Here is a 17,855-nt window from a genome sequence, read left to right on the forward strand (position 1 = left end):
GGGCCCCAGACTACCGGGGCTCGGCGGCCAGCCCCGGCAGGCGCGGCGGATCGCCGTCCTCCGGCGGCACCCGGCAGGAGCGCTCCAGCCACAGCCCGGCCGCCGCCAGCGCCGTCCCGGTGGCCACCCCGACCAGCACCGTCGGGCCCTCCTCAGCGACCGCGGCGAGCACCCCCCAGCGCGGCAGCAGCCAGGCCGCCGCCCCCGCATACGCCCCGCCGAGCACCGCCCCCAACCAGGCGGCGGCGCTGCCCGCGGTGCACAGCCGGGCGATGGTCAGCGGGTGCACCTGGGACCGGTCCTGGCCCACCCGCTCCTCGGCGAGCACCCGGCGCACCCAGCGCGCCGCGGCGGCGCAGCCGGCGGTCAGCGCCCAGGGGAAGAGCAGATCGGTCCAGTGGAAGACGAAGGAGCCGAACAGGGCGCGCACCGCGGCGAAGGCGAGCACCGCCGCCGCGGCCGCGACCGCGAGCAGCGCGCCGACGCCGGTGCCCCTCACCGCCGGCCCCCTCCGCCGGCCCCGCCCGGATCCGCCCCCGGCCCGGCCCAGCCCAGATCCAGCCGGCGCACCCCGGCGACCTCCGCCGGGTCCAGCCCGGCGAGCAGCCCGGCCACCGGCGCCCCGGCCAGCCGGGCGTCCGGATCCGCCTCCAGCCAGGGCACCAGCACGAAGGCGCGCAGATGGGCCCGCGGATGCGGCAGGGTCAGCTCCGGGGTGTTCGCGTGCACCGCCCCGGCGGGGGTGCGCGCGGCGATGATGTCCACGTCCAGGGTGCGCGGGCCCCAGCGCACCTCCCGCACCCGGTCCGCGGCGCGCTCCAGGTCCTGGCAGCGGCGCAGCAGCCCGCGCGGGGTGTCCGCGACCTCCACGATGAGCACCGCGTTGAGGAAGTCGTCCTGCGCCACCCCGCCCCAGGGGGCGGTGGCGTAGAACCCGCTGCGGGCGACCACCGCCGGGCCGAAGGCCCGGTCCACCCCGCGCAGCCGGGCGGCGGCGTCGCCGACGTTGCCGCCGATGGACAGCACCGCGCGCAGCGGCGCCGCCGGGGCCGCGGGATCCGCCGGGTGGTCCGCCATCGCGCTCACCGCCTGGTCTTCCGGGAGCGGCGGGCGACCACCGCCACATCGTCGAAGTCGTGCGGGATCGGCGCCTGCGGCTTGTGCACCGCCACCTCCACCGCATGCAGCCGCGGATCCGCGATCAACCGATCCGCGATTTCCGCGGCGACGGTCTCGATGAGGTTGCGGGGCTCGCCGGCGAGCACCGCATGGGCCAGCTCCGCCACCGCCCCGTAGTCCACGGTGCGCGCCAGGTCATCGCCGGCGGCGGCCGCGGCGAAATCCAGCCACAGGGTGATGTCGCAGGAGAAGTCCTGGCCCTCGCGGCGCTCGTGCTCGAACACCCCGTGGAAGCCGCGGGCGCGCAGCCCGCGCAGCTCGATCCGGTCGGCCATCAGGCACCCCCCGCCGGGGCGGCCGGGTAGTCCCCGTCCGCGGCGACCCCGTTCGGCGCCGCCCCCGCCGCCCAGGCCGCGGCCACCGCCGCGGCATCCACGTTGGGCCGCACCTCGTGCACCCGCACCCCCCAGGCGCCGGCGGCGGCGGCGAGCGCGGTGATCGCCGCGGTCGCCGGGTCCGCGGCGGTCGGCGGCACCGCGGGCCCGCCGAGCACGGTGGCCGCGAAGCGCTTCCGGGAGGCGCCGACCAGCACCGGCGCCCCCATGGCGACCAGCTCCGGCAGCCCGTTGAGCAGCGCCCAGTTGTCGTCGGCGTTCTTCGCGAAGCCCAGCCCGGGGTCGACGATGATCCGCTCGGCGGCCACCCCGGCGGCCACCGCGGCGTCGGCGCGGGCGCGCAGATGCTCGGCGACCTCGGCGAGGATGCCCCGCGGGTCGGGTTCGGCCCGGCCGGAGGCGCCGATGAAGCGGTCGGTGCGCCAGTGCATCAGGCACACCGCCACCCCGGCCTCCGCGCAGGTGGGCAGCATCCGGGGATCGGCCAGGCCCGCGGAGACGTCGTTGATGATCGCCGCCCCGGCCTCGATCGCGGCCGCGGCGACGGAGGCGCGCATGGTGTCCACGCTCACCGTGGCCCCGCCGGCGGCGAGTTCGGCGACCACCGGCACCACCCGCTCCAGTTCCTGGGCCTCGGGCACCCGGTGCGCGCCCGGCCGGGTGGACTCCCCGCCGACGTCGACGATGTCGGCGCCCTCGGCGATGAGCCGGCGGGCGTGCGCGGCCGCCGAGATCGGGTCCGCCCAGCGGCCCCCGTCGGAGAAGCTGTCCTCGGTGACGTTGACGATGCCCATCACCAGGCAGCGCCCGTCGGCGCGCGCCGGCACCCCCGGCGCGGCGGGGCCGGCCGGCGCGGCGGCTGCGGGCTCCGGGGCCATCGCGTTCACCGCCCGGTGATGAGGCTCAGCGCCTCGGCCCGGGAGCGGGCGTCGGACTTGAACCCGCCGCGCACCGCGGAGGTCACCGTGCGGGAGCCGGGTTTGCGGATCCCGCGCATCGCCATGCACAGGTGCTCGCATTCGATGACCACGATCGCCGAGGTCGGCTCCAGGCGCTCCACCAGGGCGTCGGCGACCTGGGAGGTCAGCCGCTCCTGCACCTGGGGCCGTTTGGCGTAGAGGTCCACCAGCCGGGCCAGTTTGCTCAGCCCGGTCACCCGGCCCCGGGGGCCGGGGATGTAGCCGATGTGCGCATGGCCGAAGAAGGGCACCAGGTGGTGCTCGCAGGTGGAGTAGATGGGGATGTCCTTGACCAGCACCAGCTCCTGGTGGTCCTCGTCGAAGGTCTTGTCCAGCACCTCCCGGGGGTCGACGTGCAACCCGGCGAAGACCTCCCGGTAGGCCCGGGCCACCCGGGCGGGGGTCTCCACCAGGCCCTCCCGGTCGGGGTCCTCGCCGACGGCGAGCAGCAGCTCCCGGACCGCCGCCTCGGCGCGCTCCTGATCGAACATCAGCCCTCCTCCGTGTCCTGCCCGCGGCGGTGCCGGCCCCGCTCCGGGTCCGGCGCGGCCGCGGGATCGCGCTCCGGCGCGGGCGCCGGGGCGTCCCCGGCCCGATCCGGGTCGTGCTCGGGGCGCTCCCGCTCCGGCAGCCGGAACCCGCGCGGCTGCGCCGGGTAGTTCGCGGTGCCGGGGTGCTCCCCGGCGCCGCCGCCCGCGCCCTCCGCGCCGTCCCGCCCGGCGGGCGCGGCCGGCTCCTGGCCGCGGTAGCGCGGCGGGTTGTCGGTGGGCCAGCCGGGCGCGGTCCAGTCCTTCGGCGGCGGCGGGCCGCCGTAGACCGGCGCCGGCGGGATCGCGGTCACCCGCGGCGCCGGGTCGCCCTCCCCGGCCCAGCCGCCGGGGGCGGGCCGGGCCGCCGCGTCCGCGTCGCCGGCCGGGGCCGCCGCGTCCTGCCCGGCGGGGGCGGCCGGCGCGGCCGGCTCCGCCTCGGGGCGCACCGGGGCGAAGACGTCGACCCGCCGGGGCGGCTCCTCCCCGCGCTCCTCGGCCAGCTCCACCGGGGTCTTCACCGGGGGTTTGCCGTCGGCGGGGTGCCGGGTGTCCTGGTCGAAGAAGTCCACCCGCTCCCGGGGCACCACGTCGGTGAACAGCACCTCCAGGTCCGGCCGGCGCAGCGTCTCCTTCTCCAGCAGCTTCTCCGCCAGCCGGTCCAGGATCGCCCGGTTCTCCCGCAGGATCGCGTAGGCCTCGTCATGGGCCCGGCCGATCAGATCGCGCACCTGCCGGTCGATTTCCGCGGCCACCTCCGGGGAGTAGTCCAGGGAGCCGTCCCCGCCGCGGCCGACGAAGGGATCGCCGTCCTCCACCCCGTACTTCACCGGGCCGAGGGCGGGGGACATGCCGTATTCGGCGACCATCGCCCGGGCGATTTTGGTGGCCTGCTCGATGTCCGCGCTGGCCCCGGTGGTGGGCAGCCCGAAGACCAGCTCCTCGGCGGCGCGGCCGCCCATGGCGAACACCAGCCGGGCGAAGAGCTCCGGCAGGTTGTACATGCCCTTGTCGTCCTCCGGCACGGTCATCGCGTGCCCGCCGGTGCGGCCCCGGGCCAGGATGGTGACCTTGTACACCCGCTCGATGTCGGTGAGCGCCCAGGCGGCGAGGGTGTGCCCGCCCTCGTGGTAGGCGGTGACCTTCTTCTCCTGCTCGCTGATCACCTTCGAGGTGCGCCGCGGGCCGCCGATCACCCGGTCCACGGCCTCCTCCAGGGCGTCGGCGGTGATCACCTCCCCGCGCACCCGGGCGGTGAGCAGCGCCGCCTCGTTGAGCACGTTGCGCAGGTCCGCGCCGGACATGCCGGCGGTGCGCTTGGCCAGCGACTCCAGGTCCGCGTCCGCGGCGAGCGGCTTGTCCTTGGCGTGCACCCGCAGAATCGCCTTCCGGCCGGCGAGATCCGGGGCGACCACCGGGATCTGCCGGTCGAAGCGGCCCGGCCGCAGCAGCGCCGGGTCGAGGATGTCCGGCCGGTTCGTCGCCGCCATGATGATCACGCCCTGGCGTTCGCCGAAGCCGTCCATCTCCACCAGCAGCTGGTTGAGGGTCTGCTCCCGCTCGTCATGGCCGCCGCCCATCCCGGCACCGCGCTGCCGGCCGACCGCGTCGATCTCGTCGATGAAGATGATGCAGGGGCTGTTGTCCTTGGCCTGGTTGAACAGGTCGCGCACCCGGGAGGCGCCGACGCCGACGAACATCTCCACGAAATCGGAGCCGGAGATGGTGTAGAAGGGCACCCCCGCCTCCCCGGCGACGGCCCGGGCGAGCAGGGTCTTGCCGGTGCCGGGCGGGCCGTAGAGCAGCACCCCGCGCGGGATGGTCGCGCCGAGGCGCTCGTAGCGGGCCGGGTTCTGCAGGAAGTCCCGGATCTCGTCGAGCTCCTGCACCGCCTCGTCGGCGCCGGCGACGTCGGCGAAGGTGTTCGTCGGCTCCTCCTTGCTGAGCAGCTTCGCCTTGGAGCCGCCGAAGCCGAACATGCCGCCGCGGCCGCCGCCCTGCATCCGGCTGAACAGCCACATGATCAGGAAGAAGAAGATCAGCATCGGCAGCAGGAAGCCGATCATGGACATCAGGAAGGATTCCCGGGTGACCTCCGTGGTGTAGGAGTCGACGCCCTCGGCGGACTCCACCGCGGCGAAGACCCGGTCCGCGGCCCGCGCCGGGTAGCGGGCCATCACCTCCTCGACGCCCTCGGCCCCGTCGACGTCGATGGGTTCGCGCAGGCTCAGCCGCAGCCGCTGCTCGCGGTCGTCGATCTGGGCCTCGGCGACGTTGGCCTCGGCGAGCTGGGCCATCGCCACCGAGGTGTCCACCTCGCGGTAGCCGCGGGCGTCATCGCCGAAGGTGGAGATGGCGAACAGCAGCAGCAGGATGACCCCGGCCGCGCCCGCGATTCGGAAGACCTTCTTCTTGTCCATGGGGGGTTGTGCTCTCCGGCTGGTGGGGTCAGCCGCGGTAGACCCGCGGGTGCAGGGTGCCGACGTAGGGCAGGTCGCGGTAGCGCTCCGCGTAGTCCAGGCCGTAGCCGATCACGAACTCGTTGGGGATGTCGAAGCCGACGTCGGCCAGGTCGATCCGGGCGCGCAGCGCATCGGGCTTGCGCAGCAGGGTGACCACCTCCAGCGACCGCGGGTTGCGGTTGCGCAGGTTCTTCATCAGCCAGGACAGGGTGAGCCCGGAGTCGATGATGTCCTCCAGGATGATCACGTCCCGGCCCTCGATGTCGCGGTCCAGGTCCTTGAGGATGCGCACCACCCCGGAGGAGGAGGTGGAGTTGCCGTAGGAGGACACCGCCATGAACTCCAGCTGGGTGGGCAGCTCCAGCTGCCGGGCGAAGTCGGTCATGAAGAACACCGCCCCCTTGAGCACCGCCACCAGGATGAGGTCCTCCGCGCTGTCCCGGTGCCGCTCGTTGACCCGCGCCGCCATCTCCGCGATCCGGGCCTTGAGCTGCTCCTCGCTGATCAGGATCGCCTCCACGTCATCCCCGTAGGGGTTCGGCGGGACGTCGGTGTCCTTCACGTCGTGCATCGATCTACCTTTCGGGCGCGCGCGCCGGTCGAGGGCCGGGCCGTCACGGCGGTGCGCCGCCGTCGGCCGCACCCGGCCCTGCTGCAAGGGTGCCACCATTGTGCCCGACCACCAACCCGCCGGGCAGCCGCACCCGCCCGCCGGCGGCCGCGCCGGCGGCGGCGGCCGCGGCGAGCCGGTCCAGCGCCGCCAGGTGCGCCGAGGTCAGCGCCCCGGCCCCGGCGTCGCGCGCCCAGGCGGCGAGCACCCGGGTGCGCAGCGCCGGGTGCAGTGCCGCCACCGCCGCGGCGGGCAGCCCCGCCGGGTCCGCCCCGGGGGCGGCGCCGGCGCGGATCCGGTCCAGTTCGGCGGCGGCGAGCCCGTCCAGGCAGTCCGCGTCGGCGCGGGCCAGCTCCGCGGTGCGGGCCAGGTTCGCCGCCGCCGCGGGGCCGAGTTCGCGCTCCAGCGCGGGCAGCAGCCGACGCCGCACCCGCACCCGGGTGAACCGGGGATCGTCGTTGTGCGGGTCCCGCCAGGGCTCCAGGCCGAGTTCCGCGCAGGCGGCGCGGGTGCGCCCCCGGCGCAGCCCGAGCAGCGGGCGCAGCAGCGCCACCCCGCCGGGGCCGGCCCGGCGCGGGGCCATCCCGGCCAGCGCCCGGGTGCCGGAGCCGCGGGCCAGGGCCAGCAGCACCGTCTCCGCCTGGTCGTCGAGGGTGTGCCCGAGCAGCAGCGGCCGGCCCAGCCGGGCCGCGGCGGCGCCGAGGGCGGCGTACCGGGCGGCCCGGGCGGTGGCCTCCGGGCCGGCGCCGTCGTCGATCACCTCGACGGCCCGGATCTCCGCGGTGCCGCCCAGCCGGCGGGCGGTCGCCGCGGCGGCGGCGGCGATCCCGGCCGAGCCGGGCTGCAGCCGGTGGTCCACCACCACCGCGTGCACCGCCGCGGCCGCCCCCGGCGGGTCCGGGGCGGGGCGATCCCGGTCCCGGCGCCGGGCCTCGGCGATGCAGGCGGCGGTCAGCGCCAGCGAATCCGGCCCCCCGGACAGGCCCACCACCACATCGCCCTCGGCGAGGATGGGCCGCACCGCCCGGCGCAGCTCGAGGAAGGCGGGGCTGCGCCGCGGCCAGAAGGGCCGGCCCGGCTCCCCCGGCGGGGGCTCCGGTGCGGCGGGGTCGGTCATGCGCCCAGGCTACCGCCGCTGGAAATCCGGTCCATCGCGGAGAGCACCAGGGCTTCCCCGCCGGGCCGGGCGATGACCTGCACGCCCCGGCCGGTGCTCGGCTCCACCACCACCCCGGCGGGGTGGCCGAGCAGGTTCCAGACGGAGGTGAAGGGGCTGAAGCGCATATTGGCGGCGAGGTTCGCCACCCAGGGCCGGCGGTGCCAGGCCCCGGCCCGCGGCGGGTCCGCGGCCAGCGCCGGGGTGATCAGCACCGCCTGCTCCGGCAGGAACTCCGCCATCGCGGCCCGGGCCCGGGTGACCTGGCCGGCGGCGATGGTGGGCCGCAGCAGCCGGCCCAGCCCGGCGTGCACCCGGGTGCGCCATTCCAGATGCGCGTCCACCCCCGAGGCCCCCGCCCCGGGGTCGTCGGCCACCGAGTCGGCCACCCCGGCGGTCCACCGGGCGAGCATCGGCAGCGGGTTGGCGGGGTACGGGGCCCGGGCCCGCAGCACCGGCACCCCGGCCCGCCGGAACCGGCCCGCCGCGGCCGCCGCGGCCGCGGCCCACCCCCGCTGCACCGGGATCCCGGCGACCGGGGAGGTGGGGTCGAGCAGCACCACCTCCGGCGGCGTCGCCGCGCCGGGACGCACGTCCACCGCGCCGGCGGTGAGCACCCGGGTGAGCAGGCGGAGGTCGGCGACGTCCCGGGCGAGCACCCCGTGCACGGACATGCCGTACCAGTCGTTGCGGCCGATCCGGCCGGGCAGCAGCCCGGGGGTGGCCTTGAGGGTGGCCAGCCCGCAGGCGGCGGCGGGGATCCGCAGCGAGCCCATCCCGTCGTTGCCGTGCGCGAAGGGCACCATCCCGGCGGCGACCGCGGCGGCGGCGCCCCCGGAGGATCCCCCGGGGGTGCGGCCGGGCCGGGTCGGGTTGGCGACCACCCGGCCGGGCCGGTCGGTGGCGCCCCAGGTGCAGTACTGGGGGGCCGCGGTCTCCGCGACGGCCACCGCCCCCGCGTCGGTGAGCCGGCGGATCAGGGGGTCGGCGGGGTCGGTGTACTGCTTCACCGCGAAGGGCACCCCGGCCAGCGGCAGCCGGTCCAGGTCGGCCCGGGCGGCGAGCGCCGCGGCGGCGGCGCGGGCGCCGGCGACGTCGATCCGGGTGCAGGCGCGGATCACCCCGTCCTGGCGGATGATCGCGTCGAGTGCGTCGTCCACGGCCTGGCGGGGGCCGATCCGCCCGGCGCGCACGGCGGCGGCGAGATCGCGCACCCCCGGCCCGGGCGGGGCGGCGGGGCGGTCGGCGTGGTCGGTCATGGCGAGGCTCCTTCGGCGTCCGGCGGCGTCGGGGCCCAGGATAGCGAACTGCTTTTGCCCCCCATGGTTTTCCCGGGGTGCGGCGGCTACTCGACCTCGAGCAGCCGGGTCACCCCGGCGTCCGCGGCGGCGCGCGCCGCGGTGACCTCCACCCCGTTGGAGATGAGCGTGAAGGCCAGCAGCCGGCCGCCGGCGGCCGGGGCCACCCCGGCCAGCGCGGAGGTCCGGCTCAGGGTGCCGGTCTTGGCGCGCACCCAGCCGGCGCCGCCGGCGCCGCCGTAGCGGTCGGCGAGGGTGCCGGAGACCGCCGCCACCGGCAGCGCGTCGACGAGCGGGGACAGCCGGGCGGCGATCCCCGCCGGGTCCGCCCCGGCGGCCGGGTCCACCGCGCCCGGGTCCCCGGCGGCGGCGAGCAGCACCCGGTTGATCGCCTCCGGGGCGAGGCGGTTGCCCTCGCTGAGCCCGGAGCAGTCCTCGGCGGCGAGCTCCGCGGGATCGAGCAGGCCGTGTTCGGCGAGCACCGCGGCGACCGCGGCGGTGGAGCCGGCGAAGGTGGGCCGCTCCCCCCGGGCGCGGGCGACCTCCCGGGCGATGGATTCGGCGAGCACGTTGTCGGAGTGCTGCATCATCTGCCGCAGCCGCACCGCCAGCGGGGCGGACTCCACCTCGCCGAGCACCTCCCCCAGATCCCCCGGGTCCACCGCGGCGGCGCGCACCGCGCCGGCGCCGAGCCCCTCGGCGAGCAGCCGGCCGGCGTACAGGGCGGGGGTCGCCGAGCGGGCGGTGACATCCTCCGGGCCGCCGCGGCCGGCGTCGACCTCCACGGTCTCCACCGGGGCGATGTAGCCCTCCGCGATCCCGGCGGCGTCCCAGTCGGGGTGGAAGGCGTCGACGTTGCCGGACTGGTCCACCACCACCGCGTCGACCTCCCCGGCGGCGGCGCGCACCCGCCGGGCGAGCTCGGCCATCGAGGCCGCGCCCGGGTAGAAGCCCTCCCCGGCGGCGGAGAGGGTGGGGTCCCCGCCGCCGACCAGCACCACCCGGCCCGGCTCCGCCCCGGCGTGCACCCGGGTGGTCACCCGGGCCTCCGGGCCGAGTTCGAGCAGCGCCGCGGCGGCGGTGAGGATCTTCATCGTGGAGGCGGGGGTGACCCGGTCGGCGGCCCCGGAGGACCACAGCACCCGGCCGGTGGCGGCGTCGGCGACGATGCCGTGGGTGTCGCCCATCGCCCGGGAGGCGACGAGGGCGTCCATCACCCGGCGCACCCGCCCGGCGTAGCCGGCGGCCCCCTCGGCGTCCGGGCCGGCCGCGGCGCCGGCCGGCCGCAGCGGATCCGCGGCGGCGGCCACCGCGGGGGCGGGTTCGACGTGCAGCGCCCGGGAGGCCGACTGCACCGCGTAGGCCACCACCACCGCGATGACCACGGCGAACACCGCCAACGCGGCCAGCCATCCCCTGGTGCGCCTCACCTGGATCCTCCGTTCTGCGCGGTCGCTACGATGAGTACTGTATGCGCCGCCGACCGGATCGCGCTCGGCGGGCCGACCATTCCTTCCCACCCCGATATCCGAGGAGCGCACGTGAGCGTCGAAGTCACCATCGAGATCCCCAAGGGGCAGCGCAACAAGTACGAGATCGACCACGAGACCGGCAAGGTGCACCTGGACCGGTACCTCTTCACCCCGATGGCCTACCCGGCCAACTACGGCTTCATCGACGGCACCCTCGGCGAGGACGGCGATCCGCTGGACGCGCTGGTGCTCATGCCGGAGCCGGTGTTCCCGGGGGTCATCGTCGGCGCCCGCACCGTGGGCGTGTTCAAGATGACCGACGAGGCCGGCGGGGACGACAAGCTGCTCTGCGTGCTCGACGACGTCCGCTTCGACGGGATCCGGGACATCGGCGACGTCGACGAGTTCACCAAGAACGAGATCGAGCACTTCTTCGTGCACTACAAGGATCTGGAGCCGGGCAAGGAGGTCTCCCCGGCGGGCTGGGGCGACGCCGCCGAGGCGCAGCGGATCCTGGACGAGGCGATCGAGCGCCACGGCAAGTAGCCGACCGCGCCGCGACGGGCGGCCGGGGCCCCGGGCGGGGCCCCGGCCGCCCGCCGATCCCGCCCCCGACACCACCCGATGATGCCCCGGGGGGTATGCTGGGGAGGTCTCATCGTCATCTCCCGAAAGGCAACCCCCACCGTGAGCAACGACAACCGCCTCGCCCTCGGCGACGCCTTCCCCGCCGCGTTCAAGGCGCAGGCCGCGCAGACCCAGGCGCTCTGGAAGCGGGCCGAGGAGATCGGCGTCGGCCGCGATCTCATCGAGCTCGTCTTCGTGCGCTGCTCCCAGATCAACGGCTGCGCCTTCTGCCTGGACGTGCACGTCCGGGAGGGCCTCAAGGCCGGGCTGAGCACCCAGAAGCTCTCCGTCACCGCCGCCTGGCGGGAGGCCGGGGACGTCTACTCCGAGCAGGAGCACGCCGCGCTGGCGCTGGCCGAGATCGCCTGCGCCCCGGCCCGGGTGCCCTTCACCATGGAGGAGCAGGCGCACGCCCGCGAGGTGCTCGGCGACGACGCCGCGGCGCTGCTGTCCTGGGCGGCGATCTGCATCAACGGCTGGAACCGGATGCACGCCCTGTCCGCGACCCCGGTCGGCGGCTGAGCCGCGCCGCGCCCCGCCGCCGGCGGCCCCGTCCCCGCATCCGCGGGCGGCGGGGCCGTCGCCGGATCGGCCGCCCGCGGGCACCGGCCCCGCCCGGGGCGGCCCGCCGGGCGGGGCGCCGCCGCCCCGCCCCGCGCCACCAGCCGAGCCTTCCCTACAATGCGGCCCATGGAATTCATCCCCGTGCCCGAGGTCCCCGAGGACGCGCAGATCGTCGACGTCCGCTCCCCGGCGGAGTTCGCCGAATCGCACGCCGCCGGATCCGTGAACATCCCGATGGAGCAGATGCCGCTGCGCTACGGCGAACTGGATCTGGACTCCGAGATCTACCTGATGTGCCGGTCCGGGGGCCGATCGGCGCAGGTGTGCACCTGGCTGGAGCGCAACGGCATCGACGCGGTGAACATCAGCGGCGGGATGATCGACTGGGCGCACCACGGCCGGCCGGTCGAGCGCGGCTGAGCCGGCCCGCCCCGGCCCGCGGCCCGCGCGACCTGCCCGGACCCGTCCGCCGTTGCACCCCGGCGGCCCGGCCGGGGTGGGCTAACCTGGGGCCATGCCGAGCTCCCCGTCCCCCCGCCCCCGGCCCGCCCCGGAGCTGCCGGCGGCGGTGACCGGATCCTTCACCTGGGCGGCGCGCCGCCTGGACGCGGCGATGCGCCGCGCCGCGGAGTCGGCGCTGCGCGATGACGCCCCCGGGATGCCGCTGCGCGGCTACTGGCTGCTGGAGACCATCGGGGCCAGCGCCGCCTGGGCGCAGCGCGAGCTCGGGGAGACCCTGGGCGTGGACCGCTCCGACATGGTGCGGCTGCTGGACCGGCTGGAGGACGGCGGGTTCATCGAGCGGGTGCGCGACGACCGCGACCGGCGCCGCCGGCTGATCCGGCTCACCGCCGCCGGGGAGCGGGTGCGCCGCCGGATCCGGGCCCGGGTCGCCGCCGCCGAGGAGCGGGTGCTCGCCGCGGCGGATCCGGCGCTGGGCGCGGCGCTGCGCCGCGCCGCGGCGCATGCCGGCGGGGAGGATCCCGCGGGCGGGCCGCGATGACCGGCCGCGTACCGGACCGGTACCTGCGCTCGGCGGCGGCGCCCGCCCCGCGCACCCTGATCGACGTGCTGCGCGCCACCGCCGCGGCCCATCCGCAGGCCGCCGCCCTCGACGACGGCACCGCGGCGCTGACCTACGCGGAGCTGCTCGCCGAGGTGGACGCCACCGCGGCCTGGCTGGCCGGGCTGGGCATCGGCCGCGGGGATCGGCTGGGGGTGCGCCTGCCCTCGGGCTCGCGGGGGCTCTACATCGCGATCCTGGCCACCATGGCCTGCGGCGCCGCCTACGTGCCGGTGGACGCCGATGACCCGGACGCCCGCGCGGAGCTGGTCTTCGCCGAGGCCGGGGTGGCCGGCTGGTTCGGGCCCGGCGGCCTGCACCTGGATCCGGCGCGGCGGGCCCGCCCCGCGGCGGCCGGGCCCGCGGCGCCGCGGGGCCCGGAGCCCGGCGACGACTGCTGGATCATCTTCACCTCGGGCTCCACCGGCCGGCCCAAGGGGGTGGCGGTGACCCACCGCAGCGCCGCCGCCTTCGTCGACGCGGAGGCGGGGCTGTTCCTCGCGGATCATCCGGAGGGCCCGCTGGGCGTGGACGACCGGGTGCTCGCCGGGCTGTCCGTGGCCTTCGACGCCTCCTGCGAGGAGATGTGGCTGGCCTGGCGGCACGGCGCCTGCCTGGTGCCCGCCCCGCGGGCCCTGGTGCGCTCCGGGGTGGACCTGGGGCCGTGGCTGATCTCCCGGGGGATCACCGTGGTGTCCACGGTGCCCACCCTGGCCGGGCTGTGGCCGGCGGAGGCCCTCGACGGGGTGCGCCTGCTCATCGTCGGCGGGGAGGCCTGCCCGCCGGAGCTGGTGGACCGGCTCGCCGGCGGGGGCCGGGAGCTGTGGAACACCTACGGGCCCACCGAGGCCACCGTGGTGGCCTCCGCGGCCCGGCTGCGCCCCGGCGGCGGCACCCCCATCGGGCTGCCCCTGGCCGGCTGGGATCTCGCGGTGGTGGACGACGCCGGGGCCCCGGTGGCCCCCGGGGAGGTCGGCGAACTGCTGATCGGCGGGGTGGGCCTGGCCCGCTACCTGGACCCGGCGAAGGACGCCGCGGCCTACGCCCCGGCGCCGGAGCTGGGCTGGGCGCGGGCCTACCGCACCGGGGACCAGGTGCGGGTGGGCGACCGGGGCCTGGAGTTCGTGGGCCGGATCGACGACCAGGTCAAGATCGGCGGCCGCCGGATCGAGCTCGGCGAGGTCGCCGCGCAACTGTCCGCCCTGCCCGGGGTCACCCAGGCGACGGTGCTGGTCCGGCGCACCGGGGCCGGGGAGCCGGTGCTGGTGGGCTATCTCGGCGCCGGCGGGGACGCCGCCGCGGTGGACCCCGGCGACTGCCGGCGGCTGCTGCGCGCCCGGCTGCCCGCGGCGCTGGTGCCGCGGCTGCACGTCATGGCGGAGCTGCCCACCCGGTCCTCCGGGAAGGTCGACGCCGAGGCGCTGCCCTGGCCGCTGCCGGCGGCGGAGGACCCGGCGGCCGCGGATCTGGATCCGGTGGCGGCGTGGCTGTCCGGGATCTGGGCGGAGGTGCTGTCCGTGCCGCCGCCGGGGGCGGACGCGGACTTCTTCGCCCTCGGCGGCACCTCCCTGGCCGCGGCCACCGTGATCGCCCGGATCCGCCGGGCCGCCCCGGAGGCGGCGGTGAAGGACCTCTACGACCATCCCCGGCTGGGCCGGCTCGCCGAGGAGCTCGCCGCCCGGGGCCTGGTGGACCCGGCCGCGGACCCGGCGGCCGCCCCGGCCGGCCCGGTGCGCGAGATCGCCCCGGTGCCGCGGCGCACCCGCCGGATCCAGGCCGCGGCGATGGTGCCGCTGCAGCTCATCCGGGCGCTGAAGTGGCTGGCCTGGCTGGCGGTGCTGGACTGGGCCGCCGGCGCGGCCGGCGCCCCGCTGGCGGTGGGCGTGCCCGGCTGGCTGGCCGCGCTGCTCGCGGTGGCCTTCCTCACCCCGCTGGGCACCATGCCGGCCACCGCCGCGGTGACCCGGGCGCTCACCCGGGGCATCCGCGCCGGGGAGCACCCCCGCGGCGGGGCGGTGCACCTGCGGCTGTGGGCCGCCGAGCGCCTCGCCGACGCCTCCGGGGCCCGCGACCTCGCCGGGGCGCCGTGGATGACGCTCTACGCCCGGGCGCTGGGCGCCCGGGTGGGCCGCGGGGTGAGCCTGCACGCGCTGCCCCCGGTGACCGGGCTGCTCACCCTCGGGGAGCGCTGCTCGGTGGAGCCGGAGACGGATCTCTCCGGGTACTGGGTGGACGGCGACGTGGTGCACGTCGGCCCGATCGAGATCGGCGCCGAGGCCCGGGTCGGCGCCCGGTGCACCCTGCTGCCGGGGGCCCGGGTGGGCGCCGGCGCCCATGTGGAGGCCGGCTCCTGCGTGGACGGGGCGCGCCGGGTGCGCGCCGGGGCCCGCTGGGCGGGCTCCCCGGCCCGGCCGGTGGGCCGGCCCAAGCACCGCTTCCCGGACGCCCCGGCGCCGCGCCGGCGGTACTGGGCGCCGATCTACGCGGGCACCGCGCTGCTGCTGGCCCTGGTGCCGGTGGCCGCGCTGGCGGTGGCCGCGGCGATCCTGGGCCGGGCCGCGCTGGCCCGCCCGGAGCCGGCCGCCGCCCTCGGCGCGGCCCTGGCTTGGACCCCGGTGGCCGCGATCGCGGCCTTCGCCGGCTACGCCGCGCTCACCGCGGCGCTGGTGCGGCTGCTCTCCGCCGGGCTCCGCCCGGGGGTGCACCCGGTGCGCTCGGCGACCGGCTGGCGGGCCTGGGCGGTGGAGCGGCTGATGGACGCCGCGCGCACCGACCTGTTCCCGCTCTACGCCTCCAGCGGCACCCGGGCCTGGTTCCGGCTGCTCGGCGCCCGGGTGGGCCGGGGCGCGGAGATCTCCACCACGGTGGGGCTGCCCCGGTTCATGGACATCCGCCGGGAGGCCTTCCTCGCCGACGACACCATGGTCGCCGGCTACGAGCTCGGCGGCGGCTGGCTGCTGCTGGGCCGCACCCGGGTGGGCCGGCGGGCCTTCCTGGGCAATTCCGCGGTGGCCGGGCCGGGCCGCAAACTCGGCCGGGACTGCCTGGTGGCGGTGCTCTCCGCGGTGCCGCGCAAGGCCAAGGCGGGCACCAACTGGTGGGGCAGCCCCCCGGAGCGGATGCGCCGGGTCGCCGCCGCCCCCGCCGGCGGGGGCCGGGCGCGCACCTACGCCCCGCCGCCGCGGCTGCGCGCCGCCCGGGCGGCGATCGAGCTGCTCCGGCTGGCCGCGCCGGCGGCCTCCCTGGCCTTGGCCACGCTCACCCTGGCCGGGCTGCACGCGGTGCTGCGCGCCGTCGCCGGCGCCGCCGGCGGCGGCGCGGGCGCGGTGCCGGCGGGCCTGGCGGCGGCCTGGCTGGTCGCGCCGGTGGCGCTGCTCGCCGCCGGCGGGGCGGCGGTGGCGGTGACCGTGGCGGTGAAACGCGCCTGCGTGGGCGTGCACCGGCCCGGGGAGCATCCGCTGTACAGCCGCTACGTGTGGCTCGATGAGCTGCAGGACACCTTCGTGGAGGTGCTCGCCGCGCCCTGGTACCTCAACCCGGCCACCGGCACCGGCGGCCTCAACCGGGCGCTGCGCGCCCTCGGCGCGGACATCGGCCGCGGCGCCTGGCTGGAGAGCTACTGGCTGCCGGAGGCGGATCTGTGCCGGATCGGGGAGGCGGCGACGGTGGGCCGGGGCTGCGTGGTGCAGACCCACCTCTTCCAGGACCGGGTGATGAGCCTGGACCGGGTGGAGCTGGCCGCCGGGGCGAGCCTGGGCCCGCATTCGGTGGCGCTGCCGGCCTCCCGGGTGGGCGCCGGGGCGAGCATCGGCCCGGGCTCGCTGGTGATGCGCGGGGACCGGGTGCCCGACGGCAGCCGCTGGGCGGGCAACCCGATCGCCCCGGCCTGAGCCGGCGGCGGCGCCGGAGGCGCCCGGCGGCGGGACGATAGGCTGGATGAAGAGTATTCATTCACCAGCCCGAGAGGATCCCCATGAGCCCCTCCCCCACCGGCGCCGGCCGCGGCCGGATCGCCCGGCGCGCCGCCGCCGCCCTCGGCGCCGGTGTCGCCGCGCTCGCGGTGCGCGACCGGTACCAGCCGCACCACTCCATCCTGCGCAACTACCCCGTGATCGGGCACGCCCGGTACCTGCTGGAGGCGATCCGCCCGGAGATCCGGCAGTACTTCATCGAGGGCGAGGACGACGGCGGGCCCTTCACCCGGGATACCCGCAGCCTCATCTACCGCCGGGCCAAGGGGGTCAGCGCGGAGACCGCCTTCGGCACCCGCAAGGACCTCTACACCGCCGGCTACGACCATTTCCTGCATTCGGCGAACCCGCATGAGCCGATCGAGGCCCCGGTGACGGTGACCGTGGGCGCCGCCAACGCCGGGGCCGACCCCGCCCCGGGGGAGACCTTCGAGGCGGCGCTGCTGAACATCTCCTCGATGAGCTTCGGGGCGCTGTCCGGCCGGGCGGTGCGGGCGATGAACGCCGGCGCCGCCGCCGGCGGCTTCCTGCACGAGACCGGGGAGGGCGGGCTCACCGAGCATCACCTGGCCCATGGCGCGGACCTGATCTGGGAGATCGGCTCCGGCTACTTCGGCTGCCGCACCGCCGACGGCCGCCTGGACGAGGCCGAATTCGCCCGCAAGGCGGCGCTGCCCCAGGTCAAGGGGGTGCTGCTGAAGCTCAGCCAGGGGGCCAAACCCGGGATCGGCGGGGTGCTGCCCGGCCGGAAGGTCAACGCCGAGATCGCCGCGGCCCGCGGGGTGCCCGAGGGCGAGGACTGCGTCTCCCCGGCGGCGCACCCCGAATTCGACTCCCCGGCCGGGCTCATCGCCTTCCTGCGCCGGTTGAAGGAGCTCGCCGGGGGCAAACCGGTGGGGATGAAGCTCTGCGCCGGCTCCCGGGTGGAGTTCCTGGGCATCTGCCGGGCCATGCGGGAGGCGGATTTCGCCCCGGACTGGATCGCCGTCGACGGCGCCGAGGGCGGCACCGGGGCCGCGCCCCTGGAGTACGAGGACCATGTCGGCATGCCCCTGAAGAACGGGCTGATGATGGTGCACAACGCCCTGGTCGGCGCGGGCCTGCGGGACCGGGTGAAGATCGCCGCCTCCGGCAAGATCACCTCCGGGGCGGATATCGTCCGGGCGATCGCGCTGGGCGCGGACTTCACCAACGCCGCCCGGGCGATGATGATGGCCACCGGCTGCATCCAGGCCCGGCGCTGCAACACGAACACCTGCCCGGTGGGGGTGGCCACCCAGAACCCGCGCCTGGAGCGGGCCATCGTGGTGCCGGAGAAGGCGGCGCGGGTGCGCCGCTACCAGGAGGCGACCATCGCCGGGGCGAAGCGGCTCATCGCCTCGATGGGCCTGGACTCCTTCGACGAGCTCAGCCCGCGCCATATCGTGCACCGGGTGCCCGCCGGCACCGGCGCCCCCGGCGACGACGTCTCCTACGACCGGCTCTACGACTGGCTGGCCCCGGGCGCGCTGCTCGACGGCACCGCCCCGGCGCCCTGGCTGGAGGACTGGGCCGACGCCCGGGCGGACGCCTTCGGCGAACCCGCGGCGCGGCCCGGACCGGCCGCCGCCGGCCTGGGCTGATCCGGCGCGG

The 17,855-nt window shown here is 77.3% G+C and carries 16 protein-coding genes; 6 read left to right on the forward strand and 10 right to left on the reverse strand.

Features of this window, described 5'->3' with window-relative positions; all coding sequences use genetic code 11:
* Positions 1–10: 10 nt before the first annotated feature.
* The 10 genes from CSPHI_RS10480 to dacB all read right to left on the reverse strand — a co-directional run bounded on the left by CSPHI_RS10480 (position 11) and on the right by dacB (position 9,956).
* On the reverse strand, positions 11–499 hold the full coding sequence (locus CSPHI_RS10480) for a DUF3180 family protein (protein ID WP_075693105.1): 489 nt from the start codon (positions 497–499) through the stop codon (positions 11–13).
* Complete coding sequence (gene folK, locus CSPHI_RS10485; protein ID WP_075693107.1) at positions 496–1,077, reverse strand: 2-amino-4-hydroxy-6-hydroxymethyldihydropteridine diphosphokinase; 582 nt, start codon at positions 1,075–1,077, stop codon at positions 496–498. The genes CSPHI_RS10480 and folK overlap by 4 nt, the downstream gene beginning before the upstream one ends.
* Before the next feature lie 5 nt (positions 1,078–1,082).
* Positions 1,083–1,454 carry a dihydroneopterin aldolase gene (folB, locus tag CSPHI_RS10490; RefSeq protein WP_075693109.1) on the reverse strand — a complete coding sequence of 124 codons (372 nt, stop codon included), beginning with the start codon at positions 1,452–1,454 and terminating at the stop codon, positions 1,083–1,085.
* The gene (gene folP, locus CSPHI_RS10495; protein ID WP_075694027.1) at positions 1,454–2,308 is read right to left on the reverse strand and encodes a dihydropteroate synthase; all 855 of its coding nucleotides are present in this window, start codon (positions 2,306–2,308) and stop codon (positions 1,454–1,456) included. The genes folB and folP overlap by 1 nt, the downstream gene beginning before the upstream one ends.
* An 89-nt stretch (positions 2,309–2,397) precedes the next feature.
* Positions 2,398–2,964 (reverse strand): GTP cyclohydrolase I FolE, encoded by a 567-nt coding sequence (folE, locus tag CSPHI_RS10500; RefSeq protein ID WP_075693110.1) that lies wholly within the window; start codon positions 2,962–2,964, stop codon positions 2,398–2,400.
* Complete coding sequence (ftsH, locus tag CSPHI_RS10505) at positions 2,964–5,420, reverse strand: ATP-dependent zinc metalloprotease FtsH (RefSeq protein WP_075693112.1); 2,457 nt, start codon at positions 5,418–5,420, stop codon at positions 2,964–2,966. Before ftsH ends, folE begins: the two co-directional genes overlap by 1 nt.
* A 28-nt stretch (positions 5,421–5,448) precedes the next feature.
* Positions 5,449–6,033, reverse strand: coding sequence for a hypoxanthine phosphoribosyltransferase (gene hpt, locus CSPHI_RS10510; protein WP_075693114.1), 585 nt, complete (start codon positions 6,031–6,033; stop codon positions 5,449–5,451).
* A 43-nt stretch (positions 6,034–6,076) separates the two neighbouring features.
* Complete coding sequence (gene tilS, locus CSPHI_RS10515) at positions 6,077–7,189, reverse strand: tRNA lysidine(34) synthetase TilS (protein WP_075693116.1); 1,113 nt, start codon at positions 7,187–7,189, stop codon at positions 6,077–6,079.
* Entirely contained in the window at positions 7,186–8,487 is a 1,302-nt protein-coding gene (locus CSPHI_RS10520; protein ID WP_075693118.1) for an amidase family protein, read from the reverse strand. The genes tilS and CSPHI_RS10520 overlap by 4 nt, the downstream gene beginning before the upstream one ends.
* Positions 8,488–8,573: 86 nt before the next feature.
* Positions 8,574–9,956: a D-alanyl-D-alanine carboxypeptidase/D-alanyl-D-alanine endopeptidase gene (dacB, locus tag CSPHI_RS10525; RefSeq protein WP_157118540.1), complete on the reverse strand. Its 1,383-nt coding sequence runs from the start codon at positions 9,954–9,956 to the stop codon at positions 8,574–8,576.
* Positions 9,957–10,067: 111 nt separating this feature from the next.
* On the opposite strand from dacB, the gene CSPHI_RS10530 reads away from it, so the two are divergent.
* The 6 genes from CSPHI_RS10530 (at position 10,068) to CSPHI_RS10555 (ending at position 17,845) form a co-directional block, all read left to right on the forward strand.
* A complete protein-coding gene (locus CSPHI_RS10530; RefSeq protein ID WP_075693119.1) occupies positions 10,068–10,544 on the forward strand; it encodes an inorganic diphosphatase in 477 nt (158 codons plus the stop codon).
* Positions 10,545–10,685: 141 nt separating this feature from the next.
* Complete coding sequence (locus tag CSPHI_RS10535; protein WP_075693121.1) at positions 10,686–11,147, forward strand: carboxymuconolactone decarboxylase family protein; 462 nt, start codon at positions 10,686–10,688, stop codon at positions 11,145–11,147.
* Positions 11,148–11,315: 168 nt separating this feature from the next.
* Positions 11,316–11,609, forward strand: a complete 294-nt coding sequence (locus tag CSPHI_RS10540) for a rhodanese-like domain-containing protein (protein ID WP_084210384.1) — start codon at positions 11,316–11,318, stop codon at positions 11,607–11,609.
* 94 nt (positions 11,610–11,703) lie between these two features.
* A complete protein-coding gene (locus CSPHI_RS10545) occupies positions 11,704–12,192 on the forward strand; it encodes a MarR family winged helix-turn-helix transcriptional regulator (protein WP_075693124.1) in 489 nt (162 codons plus the stop codon).
* A complete protein-coding gene (locus CSPHI_RS10550; RefSeq protein WP_075693126.1) occupies positions 12,189–16,142 on the forward strand; it encodes a Pls/PosA family non-ribosomal peptide synthetase in 3,954 nt (1,317 codons plus the stop codon). The genes CSPHI_RS10545 and CSPHI_RS10550 overlap by 4 nt, the downstream gene beginning before the upstream one ends.
* Positions 16,143–16,225: 83 nt before the next feature.
* Positions 16,226–17,845: an FMN-binding glutamate synthase family protein gene (locus CSPHI_RS10555; RefSeq protein ID WP_084210385.1), complete on the forward strand. Its 1,620-nt coding sequence runs from the start codon at positions 16,226–16,228 to the stop codon at positions 17,843–17,845.
* Positions 17,846–17,855: the final 10 nt, after the last annotated feature.

Source organism: Corynebacterium sphenisci DSM 44792 (assembly GCF_001941505.1).
Classification (GTDB): Bacteria; Actinomycetota; Actinomycetes; order Mycobacteriales; family Mycobacteriaceae; genus Corynebacterium; species Corynebacterium sphenisci.